This window comes from Pedobacter sp. UC225_65 (genome assembly GCF_042698365.1).
Classification (GTDB): Bacteria; Bacteroidota; Bacteroidia; order Sphingobacteriales; family Sphingobacteriaceae; genus Pedobacter.
Map to the genome: position 1 here is coordinate 2,187,945 of NZ_CP170550.1, position 22,352 is coordinate 2,210,296.

Consider the following 22,352-nt stretch of genomic DNA (forward strand, 5'->3'; position numbering starts at 1 on the left):
GTTGTTGATTTGTTTGTATTATGGTGTTTGGTTATTGGTTGTCTGTTTTTTCCATGCTCCTCCCGTTTTATTTTGCAATTACTTTTAATACTCTATTTTCTTCAATTTTGAAGTTGATGTTTCCGGTTACTTCCAGCATCTGTAGCACTTCAGAAAGCTTCGCATTTCTTGGCACCATACCATTGTATCTTTTGTCGGGTACAGAATTATAGTCGATCTTCACGTCGTACCATCTTTCTATCTGATTGAGGATACTTTTCAGCCCTGCATTGCTAAACCTGAAAAGTCCATTTTTCCAAGCGGTTTCATCATCTGTATCTGCTTGTAGGATATGGATGGTACCCAAACCATAATTGTTGATGACCGCTTGTTCTCCTGGTTTTAGGATTTTTGACGAGTTGTCGTTGCTCACTTTTACACTTCCTTCTAACAGGGTGGTTTTAACAGATTGGTCGTCCATGTAACTGTTGATATTAAAGTGGGTACCCAATACTTCTACATCTTGACCTCTGTTATCTTTAGGAGAAGAAACTGTTCGCACAAAGAAAGGACGGGTTTTATCCTTGGCTACTTCAAAATAAGCTTCGCCCGTAAGGACTACCCTTCGCTCCTTACCTGTAAATACCTCTGGATATCTTAAAGAAGATGCCGCATTTAACCACACCTTGGTACCATCAGGTAACAAAACCTGATATTGATTACCCTTGGCAGTCTCGATGGTATTGTACGCAACGGTATTACCTTTCTGAACCCCATTGCTTACTTTATAGATCAATTGGCCATCTTTGGTTTTGGAAATGGTCAACCCACTTTTCTCTATGATGTTTTCATTGCTGTTGTTATCCAGCACAACTTTCGAACCATCGGCCAAAGTCAATATTGCTTTATCTACTCCGGGTAAAATATCTAGGGTTTTAGCATTGGTAGCCAATAGATTTTTGGTGTCGACCTGTTTATTTTTAGATAGGTATAACACCCCAAATCCTAAGACCACAATAATTGCGGCAGCAGCAACATAGCGGTAAATAGGGAAGATTCTTCTATTTGTTTTTGATTGGGCAATGCTTGCCTTGATCGATTGGAAATTTTCTTCTTCCAAATGCAAAACTTCTGTTTCACTCGAATGGTCAAGTATATTTTCTCCTTTTTCTAAATATTGGTAATAAGCCTCTATAAATTTAATTTCCTCAGGTGTTGCTTCGCCAGCAACGTACCTTTTGATCATGTTTTCGAGGTCTTTTTTATGATTGTAAGGGTTCATTTTCTTTGCCTTTTATATACATGTACCCAAAAGGTCAAAAACTCCCAAAAGAAAATTAAAATAATACAAGATTGTATGTAATACCCTTACAATGGGCCATTAATGATTGATTTCAAGACAATAAGAAAGACGAAATGTTGAACTACGAAAGCAGAAACATCAAGATCAGCATGCCCAAGAACAACTGTGTTAACCTTAATCTTAAGGCATTAGAAGCCGTTGCCAATTGGTTCTGTACTGTTTTTTGCGAAACATTGAGTTGATTGGCAATTTGCGAGGTGCTTAATCCTTTAAAATAGTACATTAAAAAGATATCCCTGCGTTTTTGTGGAAGTGCCTTGATAAATAGCTCGATCAAAACCTTTACTTCTTTTTCCAGAACTTCACCATCGGTAGTTAAGGGCGAAATCAATTCTGTTTCAAAACTTTCGGTAAAAGCATTGTTCTTCGGATTTCTGCTCACCTGCTTTAACACCTGAAACCTTACCGCAGTATGTAAATAAGCCGAAGGATTGTCCAAATCTAATGTTGCTCTTCTATTCCAAAGGTCTGTAAATACATTCTGGATAATGTCATTGCATTTTTCCTTTTCAGGAAGACGTTTGTAAGCAGTATTGAAAAGTTGTGTCCAGTATAACTTGTAGAATCTGTTCAAAAGCAGACTCATCCCCTTCCCTCAAGAGGGCAAAAAGTATTTGCTCGTCCACTGTAATCGACTGGTTTCTCAAAAATTAGGCTGGTTAATTAACCAAACATAATCATTTTTATGAATTTTTAGCTATACCAACAGACGAAAACTGTAAGTCGTACAGGCGTTTATAATAGCCATCCATTTTTAGCAATTGTTGATGTGTGCCTTTTTCCTTGATTTCGCCTTTATCTAAAACGATGATAAGATCCGCCTTTTGGATGGTAGACAAGCGATGGGCAATTACAATTGAGGTTCGGCCCTGCATCAATTTTTCGATGGCAGTTTGGATCAACAGTTCTGTTTCCGTATCTACCGAAGAAGTGGCTTCATCCAACACTAAAATGGAAGGTTGATAAACCAATGCCCTGATAAATGAGATCAACTGGGCCTGCCCAGCCGATAGCGTTGCCCCACGTTCCATCACATTGTAATGGTATCCTCCTGGCAAACGTTCTATAAAATCGTGTGCGCCAACCTTTTTGGCCGCATCTACCACATCGTCAAATGCAATGTTGGGATTGTTTAAGGTAATGTTGTTAAAGATGGTATCAGAGAACAGAAACACGTCCTGCAACACGGTTGCAATCTTACTGCGTAAATAACCAAGCTCATATTCTGCAATATCCACCCCATCTACTTTGATTCTCTCCTTTTTGTATTTCGTAAAACCGGTTCAGGATATTGATGGTCGAGGATTTTCCTGCACCCGTGGCACCTACCAAGGCTACGGTTTGCCCTTCTTTTACTTCGAAAGAAATATCTTTGAGCACATAGTTTTCATCGGCTACCTCTCCATCTTGGTTATAGCTGAACCATACCTGTTTAAAACTGATCTGTCCGGCCATTTTTGCGGGTGCAAAGGTTCCCTTGTTTTCAGTTGTTTCGTTGGTATCTAATACTTTAAATACACGTTCGGCACCTACCATTCCCATTTGTAGGGTATTAAACTTATCAGCCAGCTCTCTAATGGGCCTGAACAGCATGTTGATAAACATAATAAATGTAGTAATAGTGCCAGGTTCTACAGCCAATGGTTTTTCTAAGATGATCTTAGAACCATACCAGATCAACAGGCCCAAAGATATGGCAGAAATCAGCTCAACTACCGGAAAGAAGATAGAATAATACCAGTTAGAACGGATATTCGCATCACGATAACGGGAGTTGATCTTTTTAAATTTGTTGTATTCCTGCTCTTCTCTGGCAAAATATTGGATGATGGAAATACCACTGATGTGCTCTTGAAGATAGGTATTGAGGTTGGCCACCTCGGTTCTGATCTCTTGGAAGGCTACTTTGATCGCTTTTTGAAAAATACGTGTTGCAACAATTAAAAAGGGGATAGGTAAAAGTACCACAATGGTCAGTTCCCAATCGATATACAGCATACAGCCAATGATAACGATCACCTGTAAGAGGTCGCCGATCATGGCAATCAGCCCTTCAGAAAAAATATCGGCGATGGTTTCCAGAATTAGAAACTGTTCTGGTGATCAACTGGCCAATTGGCGTTTGGTCAAAATATTTTAACCTTAAACGACTAATGTGGTTAAAAACATTGATCCGCAGGTCTTTGATGGCCGATTGCCCTAAAGTATTGGTAGATAAGGTTTGGCTATATTGGATAACCGTCTGCAAGATCAACAATAAGATCATCAAGATGGTCATTTCTACCAAACCTTTGTAATTGCCCAAAAGGATAAATTTGTCTAGCGTATAACCAATCAGAAAAGGTCTAACCGGTGTAATGATGGCCAACGAAAGGGTAAGTACCACAGACCACCTAAAAATTGCACGATAAGGTTTTACATACTCAAAAACTCTTTTGAGTAGGCTCACATTAAATGCATCTCCGGTTATTTTAGACATATATTATTTTAATTTTGAAGGTTGAATTTTGAATGAATAAATATTTTTTACTACTAAAGTCATTCTCATTCCCTAATTCAATCATTTACAAATGGATATTCTATTTTTACCAAATATAAGCCACAGGCAGGTACCGATTGACCGGCCTTGCTCCTACTTTTACTGGCAATGACCTTGGCCATATCAGTTACTTCAAGATCGACCTTTGCCAATCAGTACCAAGGTACCAACTATGGCACGCACCATATTGCGTAAAAACCGACTCTGCCTTTACCGTAAAAACCAGTCCATCATCCAGTTTTTTAAAACTGGCTTCCATTATTTTACAATTGTTGGTAAAGGTTTGGGTATTCGATTTGCTAAAGCAAGAAAAATCGGTAAAGTCTAACAATACCTTAGCTGCTTCATTCATCTTCGCTACATCCAAATGTCCTTTGTAAAGCCAAGATCTGTCTATTTTAAAAGGGTCTTTTTCAAAATGGATATGGTATTGATAGGCACGCGCCGTAGCACTAAACCTAGCATGTGCTTCTGGTGTAACAGTCACTATCCTTTTCACCGCTATGGTATAAGGCAACAACGAATTGATACCTGTTAAAGCACTGTATACTTTTTCGGCTGCGACCCCTTCAACATCAAAATGTGCAAAAAACTGGGTGGCATGCACACCTGCATCGGTTCTTCCGCAGCCTAGGCTAACGATTTCCTGTCTAAAATAGATACTTAATGCTTTATCCAGACATGCTTGTACAGTAATCCCATTGGGTTGGGTCTGCCAACCATGATAGTTAGTACCATCATAACTAAGTTCTATAAAATATCTATTGCTGCCCACTTCCTGCAAAAATACTTTTTTCCTGCTATTTAGTTGTGCCCATATCTGCTTTTAATACATTTTGACAATAAAACTTTTTTTTAAACCGTTGAAATAAAAAACCAAGTACTAAAACTGCTTTTTAAAACGCAATTTTTAGCTATTTTTGTTCCAAAACTATTTAAACTCATGATACAAAGAATACAATCTATCTGGCTTTTATTGGCAAGTTTGACCATTTGCTGCCTTGTTTTTATCCCTATGGTAACTGCCAATGTGGGCGGAATTGAATACCATGTCATCGCAAGTGGGCTATATAAAAAGGTTGGTAATCAAACTACACAGGTAGAATCTTATTTGCCTTTGTTCATCAGTTCAGTTGCTGTGGTATTGATCTGTTTGTTCAACATCTTCAATTTCAAGAGAAGGACAATCCAAAAAAGAATCATCATGGCAACCATCGTTTTCATCATCGGTCTATCTTTTTGGTGCAGCCAGTATGCAAAAAACATTCCTGGGGGTTTAGAAAATGCCGATTATAATGTAGGTATGTTTTTACCTGTAATTGCCATTCTGTTTTGTTTGATGGCGATCAGAGGATCAATAACGACGAGAAATTATTGAGATCTGCAGACCGCTTAAGATAAGATGGTAACCGCAGCATTAAAAGCGCTCTTCACCAGAGACCTTCAAAAACTGAAACAGGAAATCATTGCTTATAAAAATGAGGAAACCATGTGGATGATTGAAGAGTCGATTTCAAATTCCGCTGGAAATTTATGCCTACACCTTATCGGCAATTTAAACGCTTACATTGGTGTTGGCCTGGCTAAAACGGACTATATCAGAAATCGTGAACTTGAATTTTCGGCCAAAAATGTTCCTAGAGCTACATTGATCAAAGGCATAGCAGAAACCATAACCGTTGTAGAAAATGGACTAGATTCCTTGACTGAGGAGCAGCTGAAAGGCAATTTTCCCATCGTCATTTGGGAAAAAGAAAGTGGGATGCTATTTACTTTGATCCATTTAACTACGCATTTAAATTACCATTTGGGCCAGATCAATTACCACAGACGGTTATTGGACAAATAAACCTACTTAAAACCCTAAACTTCTTACCTCGTGAATCCTACAATTAAACTACCTAGTTTTGTCCTTTTTATCGCCCTGATTTTGGGTCTATCGTCTTGTAGCAGCAATCGTTTTTTATATGGAACGCATAAAATTGCAAAAAGCCAGGACACACTTTATTTAAAACAACGAATAGCCCAAATCAAAAGCATTAGCCCTAGCGTTTTTGAAGCAGGGACATTTATCGGAAAATCGACACCCACTATAAAATACAGGTTACTTCAACCACAAAAGAAAAAAAACGACCAACAGAAATACCCTTTGGTCATTGTTTTTCATGGTTCTGGTGCTACTGGCGATGACAATATCAACCAATTGGGCGTAATGGCCAAACTTTGGGCAGACCCTCAGATCCAACAGAAATACCCTGCCTATGTATTGGCTCCCCAATTTCCTGGGCGTTCATCAAATTATGTGTTGGACAGCAGTAGAAATGTACTCAAATCTATTCCTCAGCCTTGTTTAAATACAGCTTTGGAGTTGATCGATTCTTTAAAAAGAACATTAGCGATTGATGTAAACAGGATCTATGTAATTGGTTTTTCGATGGGCGCCTCATCGGTAATCAATTCATTATCAGCAAGACCAGACCTATTTGCTGCTGGGGTAAGCATCTCTGGCATTCCCGAGTTTACACATGTCAAAACTTTGGCAGACATGCCCATCTGGTTGATGCATGGTGATCTGGATACAGAAAACCCTGGCGATAGTGACCAACAGTTTTACAAAGAGGTGAGCTATAAAAACAAAACAAGGTTCTGGTTATTTGAGGGTACAGCCCATAATGACATCATGTCCATTCCAATCCTTGGCGAAAGCATCCCCAAATGGTTGTTTAAACATCGCAAAAACTAATCATTCCTATTTCATTAATGTAGATACAATTAGGGTAAGGAAAGTTATTTATACCTTTGCAACCTTGGATCATCTCACTACTCTATCAATTGACTAATCACCGCAACTTTAAAGACCCTTTCTTTACCCCTTTTGAGGTTGCGATTGATTGCCATACCCTGCCCCAACAATTTAGGTTGATGTTGGATGATGACCCTCATCCTTTATGCAGAATTGCGGCTACTCAATTACAGCAACATCTGCACAGCCAACAAGAATGGTATCATAATTTTGGATTGTCAGATGATCAAATGGAGATTATTGGAAAGATGTTTGGCGTACTTGTGGTGGAAACCTCACAAAACGAGATTGGGTACCTAGCGGCTTTTTCTGGTAAATTGGCAGGTGGCAATCACCATGCTAAATTTGTTCCACCAGTTTATGATCTGCTTGCCCCAAATAGTTTTCTGAACAATGGAATGTCGGCACTTACCCAACTCAACCAACAAATCAAAGACCTAAAAGAAACAAAAGCAGCTCCAGAACAGATAAACCGATTAAAGGCTATTCGTAAAAACCATTCAGTTGCTTTACAAAAAGAGATCTTTGAACATTATCATTTTCTGAACCAAGCAGGCGAAGAAAAAAGTTTGAATGAGATCTTTAAAACTGCAGCTTATAAAAATCCACCTGCAGGCGCAGGAGAATGTGCTGGCCCTAAACTCTTGCAGTATGCATTTAAGCACAAACTGAAACCCCTAGCTCTTGCAGAATTCTGGTGGGGCCAATCTCCAAAATCAGCTACCTGGAAACACGGTCATTTTTATGCCTGTTGTAAAGAAAAGTGCGCACCGATATTGGTCCACATGCTAGTCGGAATGGCAAACAAGGCAGAATAATTAGAACAAGGGCATCCTTCTACTTCTCAATCTACTCTTAATCAATAATTTCCAATGGATTATGGAGCGAAAAACTATTTACTTAGCAATCAGTAAAATACCGATTATTAACCGTACCTTTGCGCCTTAATTAAAAAATGTTATAATGATAAACCCATTTAGTAAATTGGGGATAAGTGATGACGTTGTTAATGCCGTAAAAGAGCTAGGTTTTGAAAATCCTACGCCTATTCAGGAGCAATCTATTCCTGTACTGTTAGAAGGTAGTAACGACTTTGTTGGTTTGGCCCAAACAGGAACAGGAAAAACAGCCGCATTTGGATTGCCGCTGTTAGAATTAATAGACTTTAAGAGCAATAAGCCGCAGGCATTGATTTTGTGCCCAACGCGCGAGCTATGTCTACAGATTACAAACGACATCAAGAATTTCTCAAAAAACACGCCTAATGCACATGTGGTTGCCGTTTACGGTGGCGCAAACATTATGCAACAACTACGCGAAATACGCAATGGCGTACAGATCGTAGTGGCCACGCCCGGCCGTATGTTAGATATCATTGGCCGTAAAGCCATCGATTTCACAAACGTTAAATATGTAGTATTGGATGAAGCCGACGAAATGTTGAACATGGGCTTCCAAGAAGATATTAACGAAATTTTATCGACTACTCCAGACGATAAAAAAACATGGTTATTCTCTGCAACTATGCCTCCTGAGGTACGTCGCATTGCAAGAAACTACATGGAAAACCCTGTAGAATTAACCATGGGCACCAAAAACACAGGTAACGTAAATATCGAACACGAATATTATATTGTTCGTGCCAGAGATAAATATGCTGCCTTGAAACGCATTGTAGATTTTAACCCAGAGATCTTTGCCGTAGTATTTTGTAAAACCAAATTGGATACGCAAGATGTTGCTGAGCACTTGATCAAAGATGGTTACAACGCAGATTCATTACACGGCGATCTTTCGCAACAACAACGTGATAAGGTAATGCAACGTTTCCGCGATCGTAACATGCAATTGTTGATTGCTACCGACGTAGCTGCTCGTGGTATTGATGTAAACAACGTAACACACGTAATCAATTACTCACTACCTGACGAGATTGAAAGTTATACCCACCGTAGTGGTCGTACTGGCCGTGCTGGTAAAACGGGTATCTCTATCTGTATCGTTAACTCTAAAGAAATTGGCAAAATCCGCCAGATCGAAAGAATTATTGGTAAACAGTTTACAAAAGCAGAATTGCCTACAGGCTTTGATGTTTGCGAAAAACAATTGTTCGCCTTGGTTCATAAAGTTCACAATGTAGAAGTAAATACAGAGCAGATCGACCAATACATCCCTAGGATCATGGACGAATTTGCTGAATTGACCAAAGAAGACGTGATCAAACGTTTTGCATCTTTAGAATTCAACCGTTTCTTAGAATATTATAAAAATGCACCAGATTTAAATGCCAGTGCAGATGATCGTGGAGACAGAGGCGAAAGAGGCGAACGTGGTGCTAGAAGTTTCAACAATAGCGATTACACCCGCTTATTCATCAACGTTGGTTCTGTAGATGATTTTACAAGAGGCGACCTATTAGGTTTTGTATGTAACAATGGCAAGATCAGTGGTAAAGCTGTTGGTAAAATCGACCTTAAAGGAGTTTATTCTTTTATCGAGGTTGAAAATGCAACTGTAGATAGTTTATTCAACAATTTCAAAGGCATTACCTTTAATGGCCGTGAAGTAAGGATTGAAAAAACTGCAGAAGGCGATAACAGAGGTGCCAGTGAAGGTGGCGAACGCAAACGTAGCTTTGGTGGCGGCGGAGACAGAAGACGCGAAGGCGGTGGTTTCGGCGGTGGCGAAAGAAGAAGCGGTGGTGGTGACAGAAGAAGTGGCGGAAGCGGAAGACGTGAAGGTGGAAACAATGGTGGTGGTTTCAGAGATTTCTCTGGCCGTAGCCGTGAAGATAGAGGTGGTAACGCTGGTGGAAGTGGAAGACGTGAAGGCGGAAATAGCGGTGGCGAAAGAAGACGTAAGTCTTAATATCCATATATTCCATATTAAAAAAGGTCTCGACAATGTCGAGACCTTTTTTTTGTTGGTATTGATTTTAATCAACTTATCCGAAGGGATTTCAATCAGAAACTATCTCCAATAAGTCTAAAATCTATTGTCCAGCAGGTCTGGTTTTGATCTGACTTGCTTTTAGATAAACCTTCGTTCCTTTTTTATTGATATAGTACTTATTGTTTTTCCCATCGATGTAAACATTAGAGCCATCTGGTGCCATTTTACCTTTATAGGTTTGGTCTACTACCTTTGCTCCTCCTTTTACCGCAACTTCGGCCGTTTTGTTCCCTACGCTTTTAGCTCCTTTTTCTACGGCTTTTCCTGTCTTCTGTAAAGCTTTACCTACTTCTGTTTTTTTCTCCTGCGCACTTGCAGTGAATGTAACCGAGGCGATCATTGCCATGGCTGCTAAACCTAATACATACTTTTTCGTTTTCATGACATTTAATTTTATACATTAACAATATGCGTGGATTATTGTTTGAGTATCTCTATAAATTCATCGAGTTCCTTAACCACCAATTCATCACTGCCTAAGTAGCCAAGCGTTCTAAAACGGAATAAAGAGATAAAAAATTAATTCAATTGCTCAGTAAGCAAACGCATTTCGATATGTGGCGAATGTTTCTCATACAAGATGGCATACACGGCACGGCTCGATCGGCATTTCTACCTTATATTTTTTATTGATATGGTGCATGCAGCTAACAGCATAATAGCCTTCGGCAATCATATTCATTTCCAATTGGGCTGATTTTACCGTGTAACCTTTGCCGATCATGTTGCCAAAGGTACGGTTGCGGCTAAACTGCGAATAGGCCGTTACCAATAAATCGCCTAGATAGGCCGATTCTTTGATATCTCTGTCGATTGGATGTACGGCATCAACAAAGTCTTTGATTCTCTCTGATGGCATTAGAAATGAGCACAGCTTGAAAATTATCGCCATAACCTAGGCCATGGCAAATGCCACTGGCCACTGCATAGATATTTTTGAGCACCGCAGCATATTCAGTTCCAAAGATGTCATCAGAAACGTTGGTCTTGATATAGCGAGTGTTCAACAATTTGGCAAAACTCGTTGCAAAAGCCAAGTCTATACTTGCAATGGTAAGGTATGACAGTTTTTCTAAGGCCACCTCTTCGGCATGGCAAGGGCCACTGATCACTGAAATATCACTTAGCGGCACATCGTATCTTTGATTGATAAACTCGCCGATGATCAGATTTTCGTCTGGAACGATACCTTTAATAGCCGAAATGATTTTCTTTCCTTTAAGTTGAGCTGGAGTTACTCCAAGTAGTGTTTCCTTTAAAAAGGCAGCCGGCACATTAAGGATCAGGTAATCAGCGTTTTTAATGATCAGGTTGATATCCGCAGAAATGTTGTTTTCTGGCACCTTGATTTCTACAGAACTGAGGTAATTAGGATTATGTTTAAATGCCTTGATATGCGATATGGCTTCTTCATTACGCATCCACCAAAAAATCTCTTTTTCAGTTAAATTATCAGACAACATTTTGATGATCGCCGTAGCCCAACTTCCGCCACCGATCATTGCAATTTTAGGTATCATATCCATCAAGATTTAACGATAAGTCAAATATTTATATTCAAACTATCTAAAAAGGCAAAAGGTTTAAAATAAATGCTGGTATGCAATTACTTTAAACCTTACCTAACTTGCCTCAAAAATACTTAATTATTATGATTTAGGCTGCTTACTTTTTCTTTTCAGTGGTAAACAACTTATCCTTAGTCGTTTTCTCTACTTTCATATTGTCTTTTAACTTGTTCTGTATCGCCGAATATGGTCCAGTAACAATCTCTTGTCCGGCTTTAAGTCCGGTTTTAACAATGATGTATTGATCATTCTGAATACCTGTAGTTACTTCAGCTTGTTTAACGGTAGAAGTTTTGCTATCGAATAAGTAAACAAACTGCTTTACCGTTTTATCATTCAGCTTGTTTTTTTGTTTATCCTGGTTCTGATCGTTACCTGCGTTTGCCATTGGATCAGTAGATTTATCTTTGTTGCTGGTAAATACGGCTTGGATTGGAATGGCCAAACTGGTTACGGTTTCACTCTCGATATCTACAGTGGCCGATAAACCTGGTCTAAAAGGAGATGGCAGAGTCTTTGCGCCACCTTTTACAGAACTATAAGAATCGGCAAGTAAACGTACCTTAACTGAGAAATTGGTTACCTGATCTACAGAGGTATTGGTTGTACCCACACTTGTTGACGAACTTGCAATCTCTGTTACAATTCCTTTAAATTTCTTATCTGCAAATGCATCAATTTCAACAACAGCGCTGTCGCCAACATTTACACGGTTGATGTCGTTTTCGTTAACATCTACGTTTACCTCCATGGTAGTTAAGTTCGAGATACGCATGATTTCAGTACCAGCATTTTGCGAAGTTCCTAGAATACGGTCACCCAACTCAATAGATAATTTTGAAACTACCCCATCAACTGGAGAATAAATAGTGGTTTTGGCCAAGTTTGCACCTGCTTCTTTTACATTCGCACCACTTTGCTCTAATCCAAATTTTGCGCCTGTAACATTTTCTTTTGCACTGGCCAAAGTCGCTTTTGCAGTTAGGTAAGCTGCTTTTGCAGCATCAAACTCTGAAGCTGAAATTACTTTTTTGTTGAACAACTCTACATTACGTTTGTATGTTGCTTCAGCATTGATAAAGTTGGCCTGGCTTTGCACCAATTGCTGCTCAGAAGATGCAACACTTGCTTTTTGCGAGTTGTATGAAGCTACTGCTCTTTCATAACCCGATTGTAATACATCTGGTCTAACTTTACACAACAGCTGACCTTTTTTCACCACGTCACCTTCTTTTACCGAAAGTTCCGTTACCTCTCCTGAAACCTCAGAACTCAATTTAACTTCTGTTTCTGGCTGTATCTTACCACTTGCAGTTACTGTTTCAACTACTTTCTTTTCTGCTGCTTTATCTACAGTAACTTTTTCGATCTGTTCGCCACCTATAAGGCCGGTAAACTTTGCAGCTAGTATGATTACAAGTAGTACACCGATGCCAATTAAAATGTGTTTAAGTTTCATAATGAAGGATAAGTATTGTTTGTTTGTTCTATTTAAAATATAATTTGTTTACCTAAATAATAATCTATCACTTTTGCTCTGAACAATAGATCATATTTAGCTTGGATCATATCTATCTCTGCTTTGTTTTTATTGTTTAACGCAGTGCTGTAATCTAAAGAATTGACCAACCCTACATTATAACGTTGTTCGATTACATAAAATGCATCTTTTTGTGCAGCAAATGCATTGTTGGTCGATTGGTAACGGCTTTCGGCTGCTTTTAAATCTGCAACTGCCTGATAGATAACTTTATTTAAAGTGTTTTTTGCCAACTGCTCTTGTGTTTCAGTCTGCATCAAGTTGATCTTTGCACGGGTTACGCCTGATCTTGCCTGTAGTCCGTTAAAAATTGGAATTGACAAGTTCAATCCTATTCCTTTACCCAAGTTGTTCTTTAATTGGTCATGAAAACTTGGATTTGCCGATGCTGCATTGTAGCTGTAAAAATAATTGCTACCATAACTCGCATTAAAAGAAAGTCTTGGATACAAGTTACCTTTGGCTACTTCAACCCCAACTTTTGATGCTGCTGTATTTAAAACAGCCAATTTGATATCTGGGAATAAATTTATAGCATTTGTATAAACTTCTTCTGCATTATATTTTGTTGAAGGATTTTTAAAACTATCGATCATTGGGGCCTGGATATCGTAAGTAGTTGATGAGGGTACATCCATTAATTGCGCCAAAGTAAGGTAAGAAATGGATAAGGCATTAGCGGCATTGGTTACCCCTAATTCTGCAGTAGCCACCTGAGATTTTGATTGTGATAGGTCGGCCAATGTTTTATTGCCAACGTCCAATAATTGTTGTTGTTGGTTTAACTGTTGGTTGGCAACCGTTAGTTGGTCTTGTGCCGCCTTTAATAGATCTTTGTTATATAAAATCTGTAGATAAGACGTAATTACAGATAAAATCAAATCGTTTTTAACTTTTTCCGTAGTGGTTTTACCAGCCTCTAAGAGTAATTTGTTTTGCTTGATCTGATTGATTTTTGAAAAACCATTAAATACATCGATGCCGGTACTTACATTTCCATTTAAACTATAACGTTGGTTGTTTTCGAATAGACCCGATGCAGATTGATTTCTACCCCAGTTCATGTTCTGGCCAATTGATCCGCTTAAAGAAGGATACAATGCCAATTTAGATTGCTTCAAGTTCTCATCAGATAGACTTTCGCTCAATTTAGATTGTCTAACCTGTAGGTTGTTGGTTAAAGTTTTATCAATAGCCTGTTGTATGGTAATCACTTCTTGGGCAACGCTTTTTTGGCTTAGACCAGTAAATGCGGTTAAAGATAAAATAAATGTAAGCCCTTTTAAAAAGCTATGATTGGCAACTTGTTTCATAAAAAATAGTTTCACAATATTAAATAAACAATTAATTGAATTTTGTAAATTTTTAAGTACAGCCAATATTTGTTTACTTTTGGCCATGTACCTGGTTAAATCTCCACTTCTACTCAAATGGTTTTATTCTGCTTTAATATGGAATAAGAGCCGCTCGAAAAAAATTGTTTATTTAACCTTTGACGATGGACCTATACCCAATGTTACAGACTTTGTACTAAATACTTTAAAAAGCTTTGAAGCAAAGGCAACTTTTTTCTGTATTGGCGACAATATAACCAAACATCCTGAAGTTTTTGCAAATGTAAAAAATGCTGGCCATGCGATTGGAAACCACACTTTTAACCATCTAAAAGGATGGAAAACAAATGATGAAACCTACATTGCCAACTTTCTTCAATGCCAACAGCTTACCCAAAGCAATCTTTTTCGTCCTCCATACGGAAGGATAAAGAAGAGCCAGATCAAAAAACTAAGAACAGTTTACACTGCCCAGTCTGCAAACCTCAATCCACAAACCACAAATGCTAACCTGCAGATTATCATGTGGGATGTCATCAGTTATGATTTTGATGCTCGGCTTTCTCCAGAAAAATGCTATCAAAATGTGATCAGAAATACAAAAAATGGTTCCATTATCGTTTTTCATGACAGTTTAAAAGCTTTTGACCGCTTGCAATATGCTTTACCCAAAACATTAAAATACTTAAGTGAAAAAGGTTACCAATTTGGCACACTTTAACCATTCGGCTGTAAGCGAAGTTGATGCCAAGAGCAAAGACCTACACTAAAAACCTATTTTACAGCAAATTACGTTTCACATACAAATGATGACTGTCCATAAATGCACAAAAGCGTTCGATAACGGACATCCAACCATCAATTTTTAGCATTCATTTTGCAGTTTAAAGATCTAGTTAACTGTTCGTTAATCGACAATAAAAATTATTTAGAATATTTCCAAATAATATAATGAGATACAGATGATAGCGTTACGCCTGTTTTTTTTGTAAATTCGCTACCAATTAGACGAATAGATTACTTTTAACACAATTTATCAATGGCTTTTGATATAGAAATGATCAAAAAGGTATATGCTAATTTTAGTAGCCGTGTAGATGCGGCACGTAAAGTAGTAGGCAGACCTTTAACACTTTCAGAGAAAATATTATATACACACCTTTGGGATGGCAATGCAAATACCGCATTTATCCGCGGTACAGACTATGTAGACTTTGCACCAGACAGAGTTGCGATGCAAGATGCAACCGCACAAATGGCTTTGTTACAATTTATGCAGGCTGGTCGCCCACAAGTTGCTGTTCCTTCTACTGTTCACTGCGATTGACTTGATCACTGCTAAGTCTGGAGCTGAAATTGATCTACCTCAAGCCAATAAAGAAAGTAAGGAAGTTTTCGATTTCCTTGCTTCTGTTTCAAATAAATACGGCATTGGTTTCTGGAAACCAGGAGCTGGTATCATCCACCAAGTTGTATTAGAAAACTATGCTTTCCCTGGTGGAATGATGATCGGTACCGATAGCCATACTGTAAATGCAGGTGGTTTAGGTATGGTTGCCATTGGTGTAGGTGGTGCTGATGCCTGCGATGTAATGGCTGGCCTACCTTGGGAGCTTAAATTCCCGAAATTGATCGGTGTTAAATTAACGGGTAAACTAAATGGCTGGACATCTGCAAAAGATGTCATCCTAAAAGTTGCAGGTATTTTAACTGTAAAAGGTGGTACTGGTGCTATTGTTGAATATTTTGGCGACGGAGCAGAGAACCTAAGCTGTACTGGTAAAGGTACCATCTGTAACATGGGGGCCGAAATTGGTGCAACTACTTCTACTTTTGGTTACGATGCAAGTATGGAGCGTTACCTACGTGCTACCAACCGTGCTGAGGTTGCTGACCTAGCCAACGGAATTAAAGAACACTTAACTGGTGATGCGGATGTTTATGCAGAGCCTGAAAAATATTTTGACCAACTGATTGAAATCAATCTTGATGAGTTAGAGCCATACTTGAACGGCCCTTTCACACCAGATTTGGCTACTCCTATCTCTCAGATGAAAGAAGTTGCCGCCGCAAATGGTTGGCCATTAAAAGTAGAATGGGGCTTAATTGGTTCTTGTACCAACTCATCATACGAAGATCTATCTCGTGCTGCATCTATTGCACAACAAGCTATTGATAAAGGTTTAGGCATTAAAGCCGAATTTGGGATCAACCCTGGTTCTGAGCAGGTACGTTATACTGCAAACCGTGATGGTTTGTTAGGCACTTTTAAAGACCTTAACGCTACTATTTTCACCAATGCCTGCGGACCATGTATTGGGATGTGGGACAGAGTTGGTGCAGAGAAAGCAGAAAAAAATACCATTGTACACTCGTTTAACAGAAACTTTGCTAAACGTGCTGATGGTAACCCTAATACTTTTGCCTTTGTAACTTCTCCTGAGATTGTTGCAGCGATTGCGATTGCAGGAAATCTTGGTTTTAATCCATTAACAGACACTTTAACCAATGATAAAGGCGAGCAAGTAAAATTAGATCCACCAAAAGGTGATGAATTGCCTTTAAAAGGATATGCTGTTGAGGATGCTGGTTTCCAAGCTCCAGCTGCAGACGGTTCTGGAGTTCAAGTGATTGTTTCTCCAACCTCTCATCGTTTACAATTGTTAGATCCATTTACCCCATGGGAAGGAACTGACCTAAAAGGCTTAAAATTATTGATCAAAGCTAAAGGAAAATGTACAACTGACCATATTTCTATGGCTGGTCCATGGTTGAAATTCCGCGGCCACTTGGATAACATTTCTAACAACATGTTAATTGGTGCGGTTAACTTCTTTAACGAGAAAACCGACAACGTTAAAAATGAACTAACTGGCGAGTATGGTCCGGTACCTGCTACTCAACGCGCTTATAAAGCTGCTGGCTTGGGTTCTGTTGTAGTGGGCGACGAAAACTATGGTGAAGGTTCGTCTCGTGAACATGCGGCCATGGAACCACGTCACTTGGGTGTACGTGCGGTATTGGTAAAATCATTTGCACGTATCCACGAAACCAACCTTAAAAAACAAGGGATGTTAGGGTTAACTTTCGCTGACAAAGATGATTATGATAAAATTCGTGAAGACGATACTTTAGATATCATTGGTTTAACAACCTTTGCACCTAACGTACCATTACAAATGGTGTTACACCATGCAGATGGCACTTCAGAAACGATTACTGTTAACCATAGCTATAACGCCCAACAAATTGACTGGTTTAAAGCTGGTGGTGCCTTAAATATCATTAGAAGAGAAGCTGCTGCTAAAGCTGGCTTATAATAAGGATAAAGAGCAAGGCACAAAGAGCAAGTTTTAATCTTTATTCCTTTATTTTAATTCTTTATTCAAAAAAATCCCATTTGGAATAAAATCTAAATGGGATTTTTTATTTAAGTTTAAGCAACATTTAATTCTTATCGACGTCACTTGAGCAATGAGCCATCTTTTTGAAACGATAGAACCTTGTGAGGCACTGAAAGAATATGTGGCCTGTTATTATTTCATCAAGAGTGAAGACCCTAACTTTACCAGCCGACATTATTCTTTTCCGCACACTTATAATGCATTGAGCATTTATAAGGATAGCCACTTCGATTCAAATCCATCACACTTTAGTGCCAGGCAAAGTCTTATCCCAAACCATCAAATATTTGTGCAGGTAAAAAGACAAGCCCCTTTAATGGTCAACATTTCTGGCAAGATCAATAGGGTTACCATCTTATTTAAAGATTTTGGCATCAATCATTTCATTACCGAGTCACTGTCTAAAATTATGGGTTACCATACCAGCGAATTTAATTCATGGAAAAACGACCCACATTTTTCTGATTTCATGACAGCCCTATTTAGTCATGACGATGGAAAGGAAAAAGGAAAGATTATTGATGGGTTTTTATTGCAAAGACTAGCACCCATTCCACTTTCTTATCTCGAAGACGCAGTTGCCCTGCTTTGTAATTTTGAAGAAAACATTCCGATTGATCAAATCGCAGCACGGTTTAATGTCTCCTTGCGGTCGTTTAATCGCAGGTTTAAAGAGGTTTTAGGTGTATCGCCAGTAGAATACCGAAGGATTGCACAATTCAGGCAATCGATCAACAACAAATTACACCTATCGCAATTTAAAAGACTGACCGATATCGGCTACCAAAGCCACTTTTACGACCAAAGCTATTTTAACAAAATCTACCAAAAACTAACAGGTTCTAATCCTAAAGCTTTTTTCAACTCTATCGAAAGGATTGGTGACGATAAATTGATCTTTCAGTTCATCACCAAATCAAGTGGCTGAAAAATACAATTCTTATTAAGCAAGGCACTGTTTCTTTGTATTTCATCTGGATCATCAGGTTATTAAATTTTAGTTATATGAAAAGAGCGGCCTTTATTTTCTCAATCATCCTACAATCAACCATTGTCCTCCATCTTCATGCGCAAGAAAAAACAGTTAATCTATTAGACTCAGCCAGGGCATATTATCAGAAAAAGGATTTTAAAAAAGCTTTCGATTTTTATGAAGCTTATCATGCCAATCCAACACGTGGCACCAATAACATCGACACTTATTATGCAGCAGTAGCAGCCTGCCATGCAAACAACATGGAGCGGGTTAAATATTATCTCAAATACTCTGCCCAAATTGGTTTTGATGTTCCTGATTATAAAAAATATGAATTAGATAGCGCTGGGTTTTGCTTACACGACGTACCTGAATGGAAACAATACATGAGTGTTTTTAAGTTCAAATCCGATTCGTTGGTATCGGCCTTAGCTAAAACAACTGCCGAGCTTACCGATACAACAAACCGCGCCAATCGTTCTTTATTGTTAGATCAAAAATATTGGAAAGATTTGGCCTCAAAAAGTAGTGCCAGTCAATTGATCAGCAAGATCAAACAGTTCAATAATTATCCTGTTGTTAAAAAAGATAATTTTTGGACCTTGTACCAGATCAAAGTAAACGACTCGTTAACGGTACCTTTTTTGGTGCATATCCCTAAGGGCTATAACCCGAAGCAAAAAACACCGCTATACGTCTATCTCCATGGCGCAGTTGTTAATCGTACAAAATTTACACCACCGGCTTATATACCAGAAAGTACAGAACTTAAAATAATGGAAAAGGTTAAGGATGAAAATGCTTTTATCATCTACCCTTTTGGCAGAAAGGATTTTGGCTGGCTTTACCAACAGCTCGCTTTTGAAACTGTGCTAAGAGAAATTGCCTATGTCAAATCGCTTTATAACATCAATGATAATAAAGTGTATATCGGCGGGCATTCTAATGGTGGAAGTGGTGCGTTTTGGTTTGCCATCAATCAACCTTCTCCTTTTGCTGCAGCTTTTGGATTGAACTATCTACCTAAAGTCTATGGTTCCAATACTCCATTTACCAATCTAAGAAACGAAGTGCCTTTTTTGGGTATTAGTGGTACTGAAGACCCCGTTTTTCCTTTAGAGTTGGTAAACGGTATTTATAAATATGCTGCTGGCAATGGTGCCAACTGGCAAAATTTCAGCAAAAAGGGAAATCACGGGCTACCGTTTGCAAGCAGGGATTCTATCAATTTTATTTTCGACCTCCTCAACACCAAAACCCGAAATCCCTTTCCAAAAAAAATAGAGTGGGAAACAGACAATGTGAAAAATGGCAGAAATGCCTGGATAGAGATCACGCAATTAGATACGCTTACAGCTAAGGTAGAATGGCACAAAACATTAAACCCTACACTTACTCAGAATGGAAAAACTGGCCTTGCAGATTTTAACAAAAACAAATCGGGTGCAGTTATCGCCACGGTAGAAGGCAACAATATCAACATCCAAACCTCGAGGGTAAAAAGCATCCGTTTATACATTTCGGCAGATATGTTTGACCTGAGCAAACAAGTAAAAGTCACGATCAACAACAAAGACTTTCTGAATGTCAAATTAGATGCCGATAAGCAAACGATATTGGATGAGTTTTTAAAGATCAAGGACAGGGACTTTATTGTGGCGACTAAAATAGACCTGACCATCAAATAAAACCAGCTGTATTAGAAAAAATCCTGCGTTAATTTAATTAGGCAGGATTTTTTTTATTTAAACTCATGACCACAGTTATAACAATGGTAACATTTATTGGCTTTAAAGGGATAAACGATGAAGAAAAAAGATAAAACAGTTACCCACCAACTGAATCTTTTCTTGGTAGCTTGACCATAACTTACATTGTTAGAACCACAACTTTCGCATAAAATTTTATCTTCATCAACAGTATTGGTAGACTCCGGTTCAAGTTCAAACTCATGTTCTGCAAGCAATGTATTAATTCGTTCAATATCTCTTTCAAAAACATTAAGCTTAACACCCCCAATGGCCTGGTTGTACAGCGGGTTGATGGTCGCTACATTCTCGTCCGTTAAAAAACAGGGAATATCACTATCTTCCAAACGAGCCTTCACAATATTGGCTTCAATTGGGTTGTAATAGGTGCTATATACGACGATTTTGTCTTCCATAGCTACAAATCCACATCCTCAGCCAAAAGCTGATCAATGGCTCGTACTTCATTCTCAAAAACATGCAATTGGATTCCACTGATCGAAGAATCAAGAAGCGGTCTTAAACCTGCTGTATTTTCTCCAGAAAGAAAACAACTGAAACCAGCATCTTTCAACCTTGTCATGATGATGTTTGCCTCGATTGGATTTTCGTAAGTTTTGTAAACAATGATTTTGTCTTCCATCTTACAAAGTTAAGGTTTTAATTTATCTTCTCCTTTTTAGACGTAACAGCAGTGTAAAAAATCTCTTAACTTTTTAGTTCTCCTTTAAACGGGATTTGATTTAAGAAAGTTAACTCTACCTACTCTTGTTCCAAAAAATTCTTCCACCAATATCCAGAGTCTTTGATGATCCGTTGTTGGGTCTTAAAATCGGTGTACACCAAACCAAAACGCGCTTGATAGCCCTCGGCCCATTCAAAATTATCCATTAAGGTCCAGGCCATGTAACCAGTAATGTTGATTCCTTCATTTTTCGCTTTCAGCATGGCTTTAAGGTAAGAGGAGAAATAATCGATCCGTTCATTATCCTGCACATAATTATCGATCAGTTTATCATTAAAGGCAGCACCATTTTCGGTGATCATGATATTTTTGATATTCGGGTAGGCGGCAAATTGCTTGATGATGTTATAAAAACTATCCGCATTAATTTCCCAGCCCATGGCCGTGTGTGCTTTTTTCCTGTTTTTGGCTTTTACTTCCCAAGCTTGGATCACAGGGATAAAGGCATTGAATTTAATGACCAATGGGAAATAGTTCTGCAGACCTATGAAATCAAAATCGAAGGTCATTCTTTCTTTATGGCGCCAAGCAGAATAGCTCACCGTAAATTTCTCTAATACATCCCAATCTGCAGTAGGAAAGCCCATCCCTAAGGCTGGCTCAATAAATAAACGGTTCATTAAACAGTCTACACGTTTAGCGGCCAATAGATCGGCGGAGTTTTGGGTGTAGGGAATGACCTCCGAACAAGAGAAAGTTGTACCAATATTGGCATTGGCTATCTCCGACCTTAAGATCCTACCCCCATCTGCCTGTGCAATGGTTGCATGTTGTACTGCCGAAAAAAAATTGGTCAGGCCTGTTTCTCCAGGCGCATGTACACCCAACATGTAGCCCAAAGAAGTAAAGCCAAATGGTTCGTTGATCACAATCCAGTTTTTAACCTTATGTCCATAACTTTTGGCACATAACATCACAAACTCATTAAAATCAGCGTTGATGCTATAAGAAGTCCAACCTCCGTTTTTAGCCAGCTCTTCGGGCAAGTCCCAATGGTATAGGGTAACATAAGGAATGATCCCATTTGCCAAACATTCGTCAATCACATTGTGGTAAAACCTGATGCCCTCTTCATTTACCTTACCTTTACCCAATGGCAAAATGCGCGACCAAGCGATAGAAAAGCGAAAAACCTTAAAGCCTAAGATCTTGACCAAGGCAATATCTTCCTTATATTGCTGATAGAAATTACAGGCAATTTCTGGATGATGGCCTTTTTTAACCTTTCCTGTGCGTTTGGCAAAAGTATCCCAAATCGAAGGACCTTTGCCATGTGTGGTAGCCGCACCTTCTATCTGTGCAGCTGCTGTTGCAACTCCCCACAAAAAGTCGGCGCCAAAATCTGCAGCTCTCATTTTAAAATTTAATTCACAAAATGAAAAAGAAGTGTGAACTTTATGT

At 38.7% G+C, this 22,352-nt stretch carries 18 protein-coding genes and 3 pseudogenes; 9 read left to right on the plus strand and 12 right to left on the minus strand.

Annotated features, from left to right (window positions below):
* Positions 1-67: 67 nt before the first annotated feature.
* From ACFJIZ_RS11480 to ACFJIZ_RS11500, 5 genes and pseudogenes are all read right to left on the minus strand, one after another.
* Positions 68-1,261 carry a FecR family protein gene (locus tag ACFJIZ_RS11480; RefSeq protein ID WP_379083915.1) on the minus strand — a complete coding sequence of 398 codons (1,194 nt, stop codon included), beginning with the start codon at positions 1,259-1,261 and terminating at the stop codon, positions 68-70.
* Positions 1,262-1,403: 142 nt separating this feature from the next.
* Positions 1,404-1,916 (minus strand): sigma-70 family RNA polymerase sigma factor, encoded by a 513-nt coding sequence (locus tag ACFJIZ_RS11485; protein WP_379083918.1) that lies wholly within the window; start codon positions 1,914-1,916, stop codon positions 1,404-1,406.
* A gap of 109 nt (positions 1,917-2,025) precedes the next feature.
* Positions 2,026-3,821: pseudogene (locus ACFJIZ_RS11490) on the minus strand (ABC transporter ATP-binding protein).
* 77 nt (positions 3,822-3,898) lie between these two features.
* Positions 3,899-4,003 carry a hypothetical protein gene (locus tag ACFJIZ_RS11495; protein WP_379083920.1) on the minus strand — a complete coding sequence of 35 codons (105 nt, stop codon included), beginning with the start codon at positions 4,001-4,003 and terminating at the stop codon, positions 3,899-3,901.
* 10 nt (positions 4,004-4,013) lie between these two features.
* Positions 4,014-4,067: a hypothetical protein gene (locus ACFJIZ_RS11500; protein ID WP_379094006.1), complete on the minus strand. Its 54-nt coding sequence runs from the start codon at positions 4,065-4,067 to the stop codon at positions 4,014-4,016.
* Between the two features lie 757 nt (positions 4,068-4,824).
* Here ACFJIZ_RS11500 and ACFJIZ_RS11505 point away from each other — a divergent pair.
* From ACFJIZ_RS11505 to ACFJIZ_RS11525, 5 genes are all read left to right on the plus strand, one after another.
* A complete protein-coding gene (locus tag ACFJIZ_RS11505) occupies positions 4,825-5,259 on the plus strand; it encodes a DUF4293 domain-containing protein (RefSeq protein WP_379083923.1) in 435 nt (144 codons plus the stop codon).
* 24 nt (positions 5,260-5,283) lie between these two features.
* Positions 5,284-5,730 (plus strand): DUF1572 family protein, encoded by a 447-nt coding sequence (locus tag ACFJIZ_RS11510; protein ID WP_379083926.1) that lies wholly within the window; start codon positions 5,284-5,286, stop codon positions 5,728-5,730.
* Positions 5,731-5,760: 30 nt separating this feature from the next.
* Positions 5,761-6,624 (plus strand): dienelactone hydrolase family protein, encoded by an 864-nt coding sequence (locus ACFJIZ_RS11515; protein WP_379083929.1) that lies wholly within the window; start codon positions 5,761-5,763, stop codon positions 6,622-6,624.
* A gap of 56 nt (positions 6,625-6,680) precedes the next feature.
* Positions 6,681-7,502, plus strand: coding sequence for a hypothetical protein (locus ACFJIZ_RS11520; RefSeq protein WP_379083931.1), 822 nt, complete (start codon positions 6,681-6,683; stop codon positions 7,500-7,502).
* Between the two features lie 145 nt (positions 7,503-7,647).
* Positions 7,648-9,552: a DEAD/DEAH box helicase gene (locus ACFJIZ_RS11525; protein ID WP_379083934.1), complete on the plus strand. Its 1,905-nt coding sequence runs from the start codon at positions 7,648-7,650 to the stop codon at positions 9,550-9,552.
* Between the two features lie 124 nt (positions 9,553-9,676).
* Here ACFJIZ_RS11525 and ACFJIZ_RS11530 read toward each other — a convergent pair whose 3' ends face one another.
* The 4 genes and pseudogenes from ACFJIZ_RS11530 to ACFJIZ_RS11545 all read right to left on the minus strand — a co-directional run bounded on the left by ACFJIZ_RS11530 (position 9,677) and on the right by ACFJIZ_RS11545 (position 14,057).
* Positions 9,677-10,018, minus strand: a complete 342-nt coding sequence (locus ACFJIZ_RS11530) for a hypothetical protein (RefSeq protein WP_379083936.1) — start codon at positions 10,016-10,018, stop codon at positions 9,677-9,679.
* Positions 10,019-10,155: 137 nt separating this feature from the next.
* Positions 10,156-11,156: pseudogene (locus tag ACFJIZ_RS11535) on the minus strand (NAD(P)H-dependent glycerol-3-phosphate dehydrogenase).
* Positions 11,157-11,301: 145 nt separating this feature from the next.
* Positions 11,302-12,663 carry an efflux RND transporter periplasmic adaptor subunit gene (locus tag ACFJIZ_RS11540; protein ID WP_379083939.1) on the minus strand — a complete coding sequence of 454 codons (1,362 nt, stop codon included), beginning with the start codon at positions 12,661-12,663 and terminating at the stop codon, positions 11,302-11,304.
* Between the two features lie 32 nt (positions 12,664-12,695).
* The gene (locus tag ACFJIZ_RS11545) at positions 12,696-14,057 is read right to left on the minus strand and encodes a TolC family protein (protein WP_379083942.1); all 1,362 of its coding nucleotides are present in this window, start codon (positions 14,055-14,057) and stop codon (positions 12,696-12,698) included.
* 85 nt (positions 14,058-14,142) lie between these two features.
* On the opposite strand from ACFJIZ_RS11545, the gene ACFJIZ_RS11550 reads away from it, so the two are divergent.
* The 4 genes and pseudogenes from ACFJIZ_RS11550 (at position 14,143) to ACFJIZ_RS11565 (ending at position 20,146) form a co-directional block, all read left to right on the plus strand.
* Positions 14,143-14,799 (plus strand): polysaccharide deacetylase family protein, encoded by a 657-nt coding sequence (locus ACFJIZ_RS11550; RefSeq protein WP_379083945.1) that lies wholly within the window; start codon positions 14,143-14,145, stop codon positions 14,797-14,799.
* Positions 14,800-15,117: 318 nt separating this feature from the next.
* Positions 15,118-17,398: pseudogene (locus ACFJIZ_RS11555) on the plus strand (aconitate hydratase).
* Positions 17,399-17,552: 154 nt separating this feature from the next.
* A complete protein-coding gene (locus ACFJIZ_RS11560) occupies positions 17,553-18,410 on the plus strand; it encodes a helix-turn-helix domain-containing protein (protein WP_379083948.1) in 858 nt (285 codons plus the stop codon).
* Between the two features lie 77 nt (positions 18,411-18,487).
* Entirely contained in the window at positions 18,488-20,146 is a 1,659-nt protein-coding gene (locus ACFJIZ_RS11565) for a hypothetical protein (protein WP_379083951.1), read from the plus strand.
* Between the two features lie 53 nt (positions 20,147-20,199).
* On the opposite strand, the gene ACFJIZ_RS11570 is transcribed toward ACFJIZ_RS11565, so the two are convergent.
* From ACFJIZ_RS11570 to ACFJIZ_RS11580, 3 genes are all read right to left on the minus strand, one after another.
* The gene (locus ACFJIZ_RS11570) at positions 20,200-20,622 is read right to left on the minus strand and encodes a DUF2007 domain-containing protein (protein WP_379083954.1); all 423 of its coding nucleotides are present in this window, start codon (positions 20,620-20,622) and stop codon (positions 20,200-20,202) included.
* A 2-nt stretch (positions 20,623-20,624) separates the two neighbouring features.
* A complete protein-coding gene (locus ACFJIZ_RS11575; RefSeq protein WP_379083957.1) occupies positions 20,625-20,849 on the minus strand; it encodes a hypothetical protein in 225 nt (74 codons plus the stop codon).
* Between the two features lie 119 nt (positions 20,850-20,968).
* Positions 20,969-22,306 carry a GH1 family beta-glucosidase gene (locus ACFJIZ_RS11580; RefSeq protein ID WP_379083960.1) on the minus strand — a complete coding sequence of 446 codons (1,338 nt, stop codon included), beginning with the start codon at positions 22,304-22,306 and terminating at the stop codon, positions 20,969-20,971.
* Between the last annotated feature and the right edge of the window lie 46 nt (positions 22,307-22,352).

What these genes read in the sequence shown, in the direction of transcription:
- ACFJIZ_RS11480 (WP_379083915.1), bottom strand. Translation starts at nt 1,261, where the DNA reads ATGAACCCTTACAATCATAAAAAAGACCTCGAAAACATGATCAAAAGG.
- ACFJIZ_RS11495 (WP_379083920.1), bottom strand. Translation starts at nt 4,003, where the DNA reads ATGGCCAAGGTCATTGCCAGTAAAAGTAGGAGCAAGGCCGGTCAATCG.
- ACFJIZ_RS11505 (WP_379083923.1), top strand. Translation starts at nt 4,825, where the DNA reads ATGATACAAAGAATACAATCTATCTGGCTTTTATTGGCAAGTTTGACC.
- ACFJIZ_RS11510 (WP_379083926.1), top strand. Translation starts at nt 5,284, where the DNA reads ATGGTAACCGCAGCATTAAAAGCGCTCTTCACCAGAGACCTTCAAAAA.
- ACFJIZ_RS11525 (WP_379083934.1), top strand. Translation starts at nt 7,648, where the DNA reads ATGATAAACCCATTTAGTAAATTGGGGATAAGTGATGACGTTGTTAAT.
- ACFJIZ_RS11530 (WP_379083936.1), bottom strand. Translation starts at nt 10,018, where the DNA reads ATGAAAACGAAAAAGTATGTATTAGGTTTAGCAGCCATGGCAATGATC.
- ACFJIZ_RS11540 (WP_379083939.1), bottom strand. Translation starts at nt 12,663, where the DNA reads ATGAAACTTAAACACATTTTAATTGGCATCGGTGTACTACTTGTAATC.
- ACFJIZ_RS11545 (WP_379083942.1), bottom strand. Translation starts at nt 14,057, where the DNA reads ATGAAACAAGTTGCCAATCATAGCTTTTTAAAAGGGCTTACATTTATT.
- ACFJIZ_RS11550 (WP_379083945.1), top strand. Translation starts at nt 14,143, where the DNA reads ATGTACCTGGTTAAATCTCCACTTCTACTCAAATGGTTTTATTCTGCT.
- ACFJIZ_RS11560 (WP_379083948.1), top strand. Translation starts at nt 17,553, where the DNA reads ATGAGCCATCTTTTTGAAACGATAGAACCTTGTGAGGCACTGAAAGAA.
- ACFJIZ_RS11565 (WP_379083951.1), top strand. Translation starts at nt 18,488, where the DNA reads ATGAAAAGAGCGGCCTTTATTTTCTCAATCATCCTACAATCAACCATT.
- ACFJIZ_RS11570 (WP_379083954.1), bottom strand. Translation starts at nt 20,622, where the DNA reads ATGGAAGACAAAATCGTCGTATATAGCACCTATTACAACCCAATTGAA.
- ACFJIZ_RS11575 (WP_379083957.1), bottom strand. Translation starts at nt 20,849, where the DNA reads ATGGAAGACAAAATCATTGTTTACAAAACTTACGAAAATCCAATCGAG.
- ACFJIZ_RS11580 (WP_379083960.1), bottom strand. Translation starts at nt 22,306, where the DNA reads ATGAGAGCTGCAGATTTTGGCGCCGACTTTTTGTGGGGAGTTGCAACA.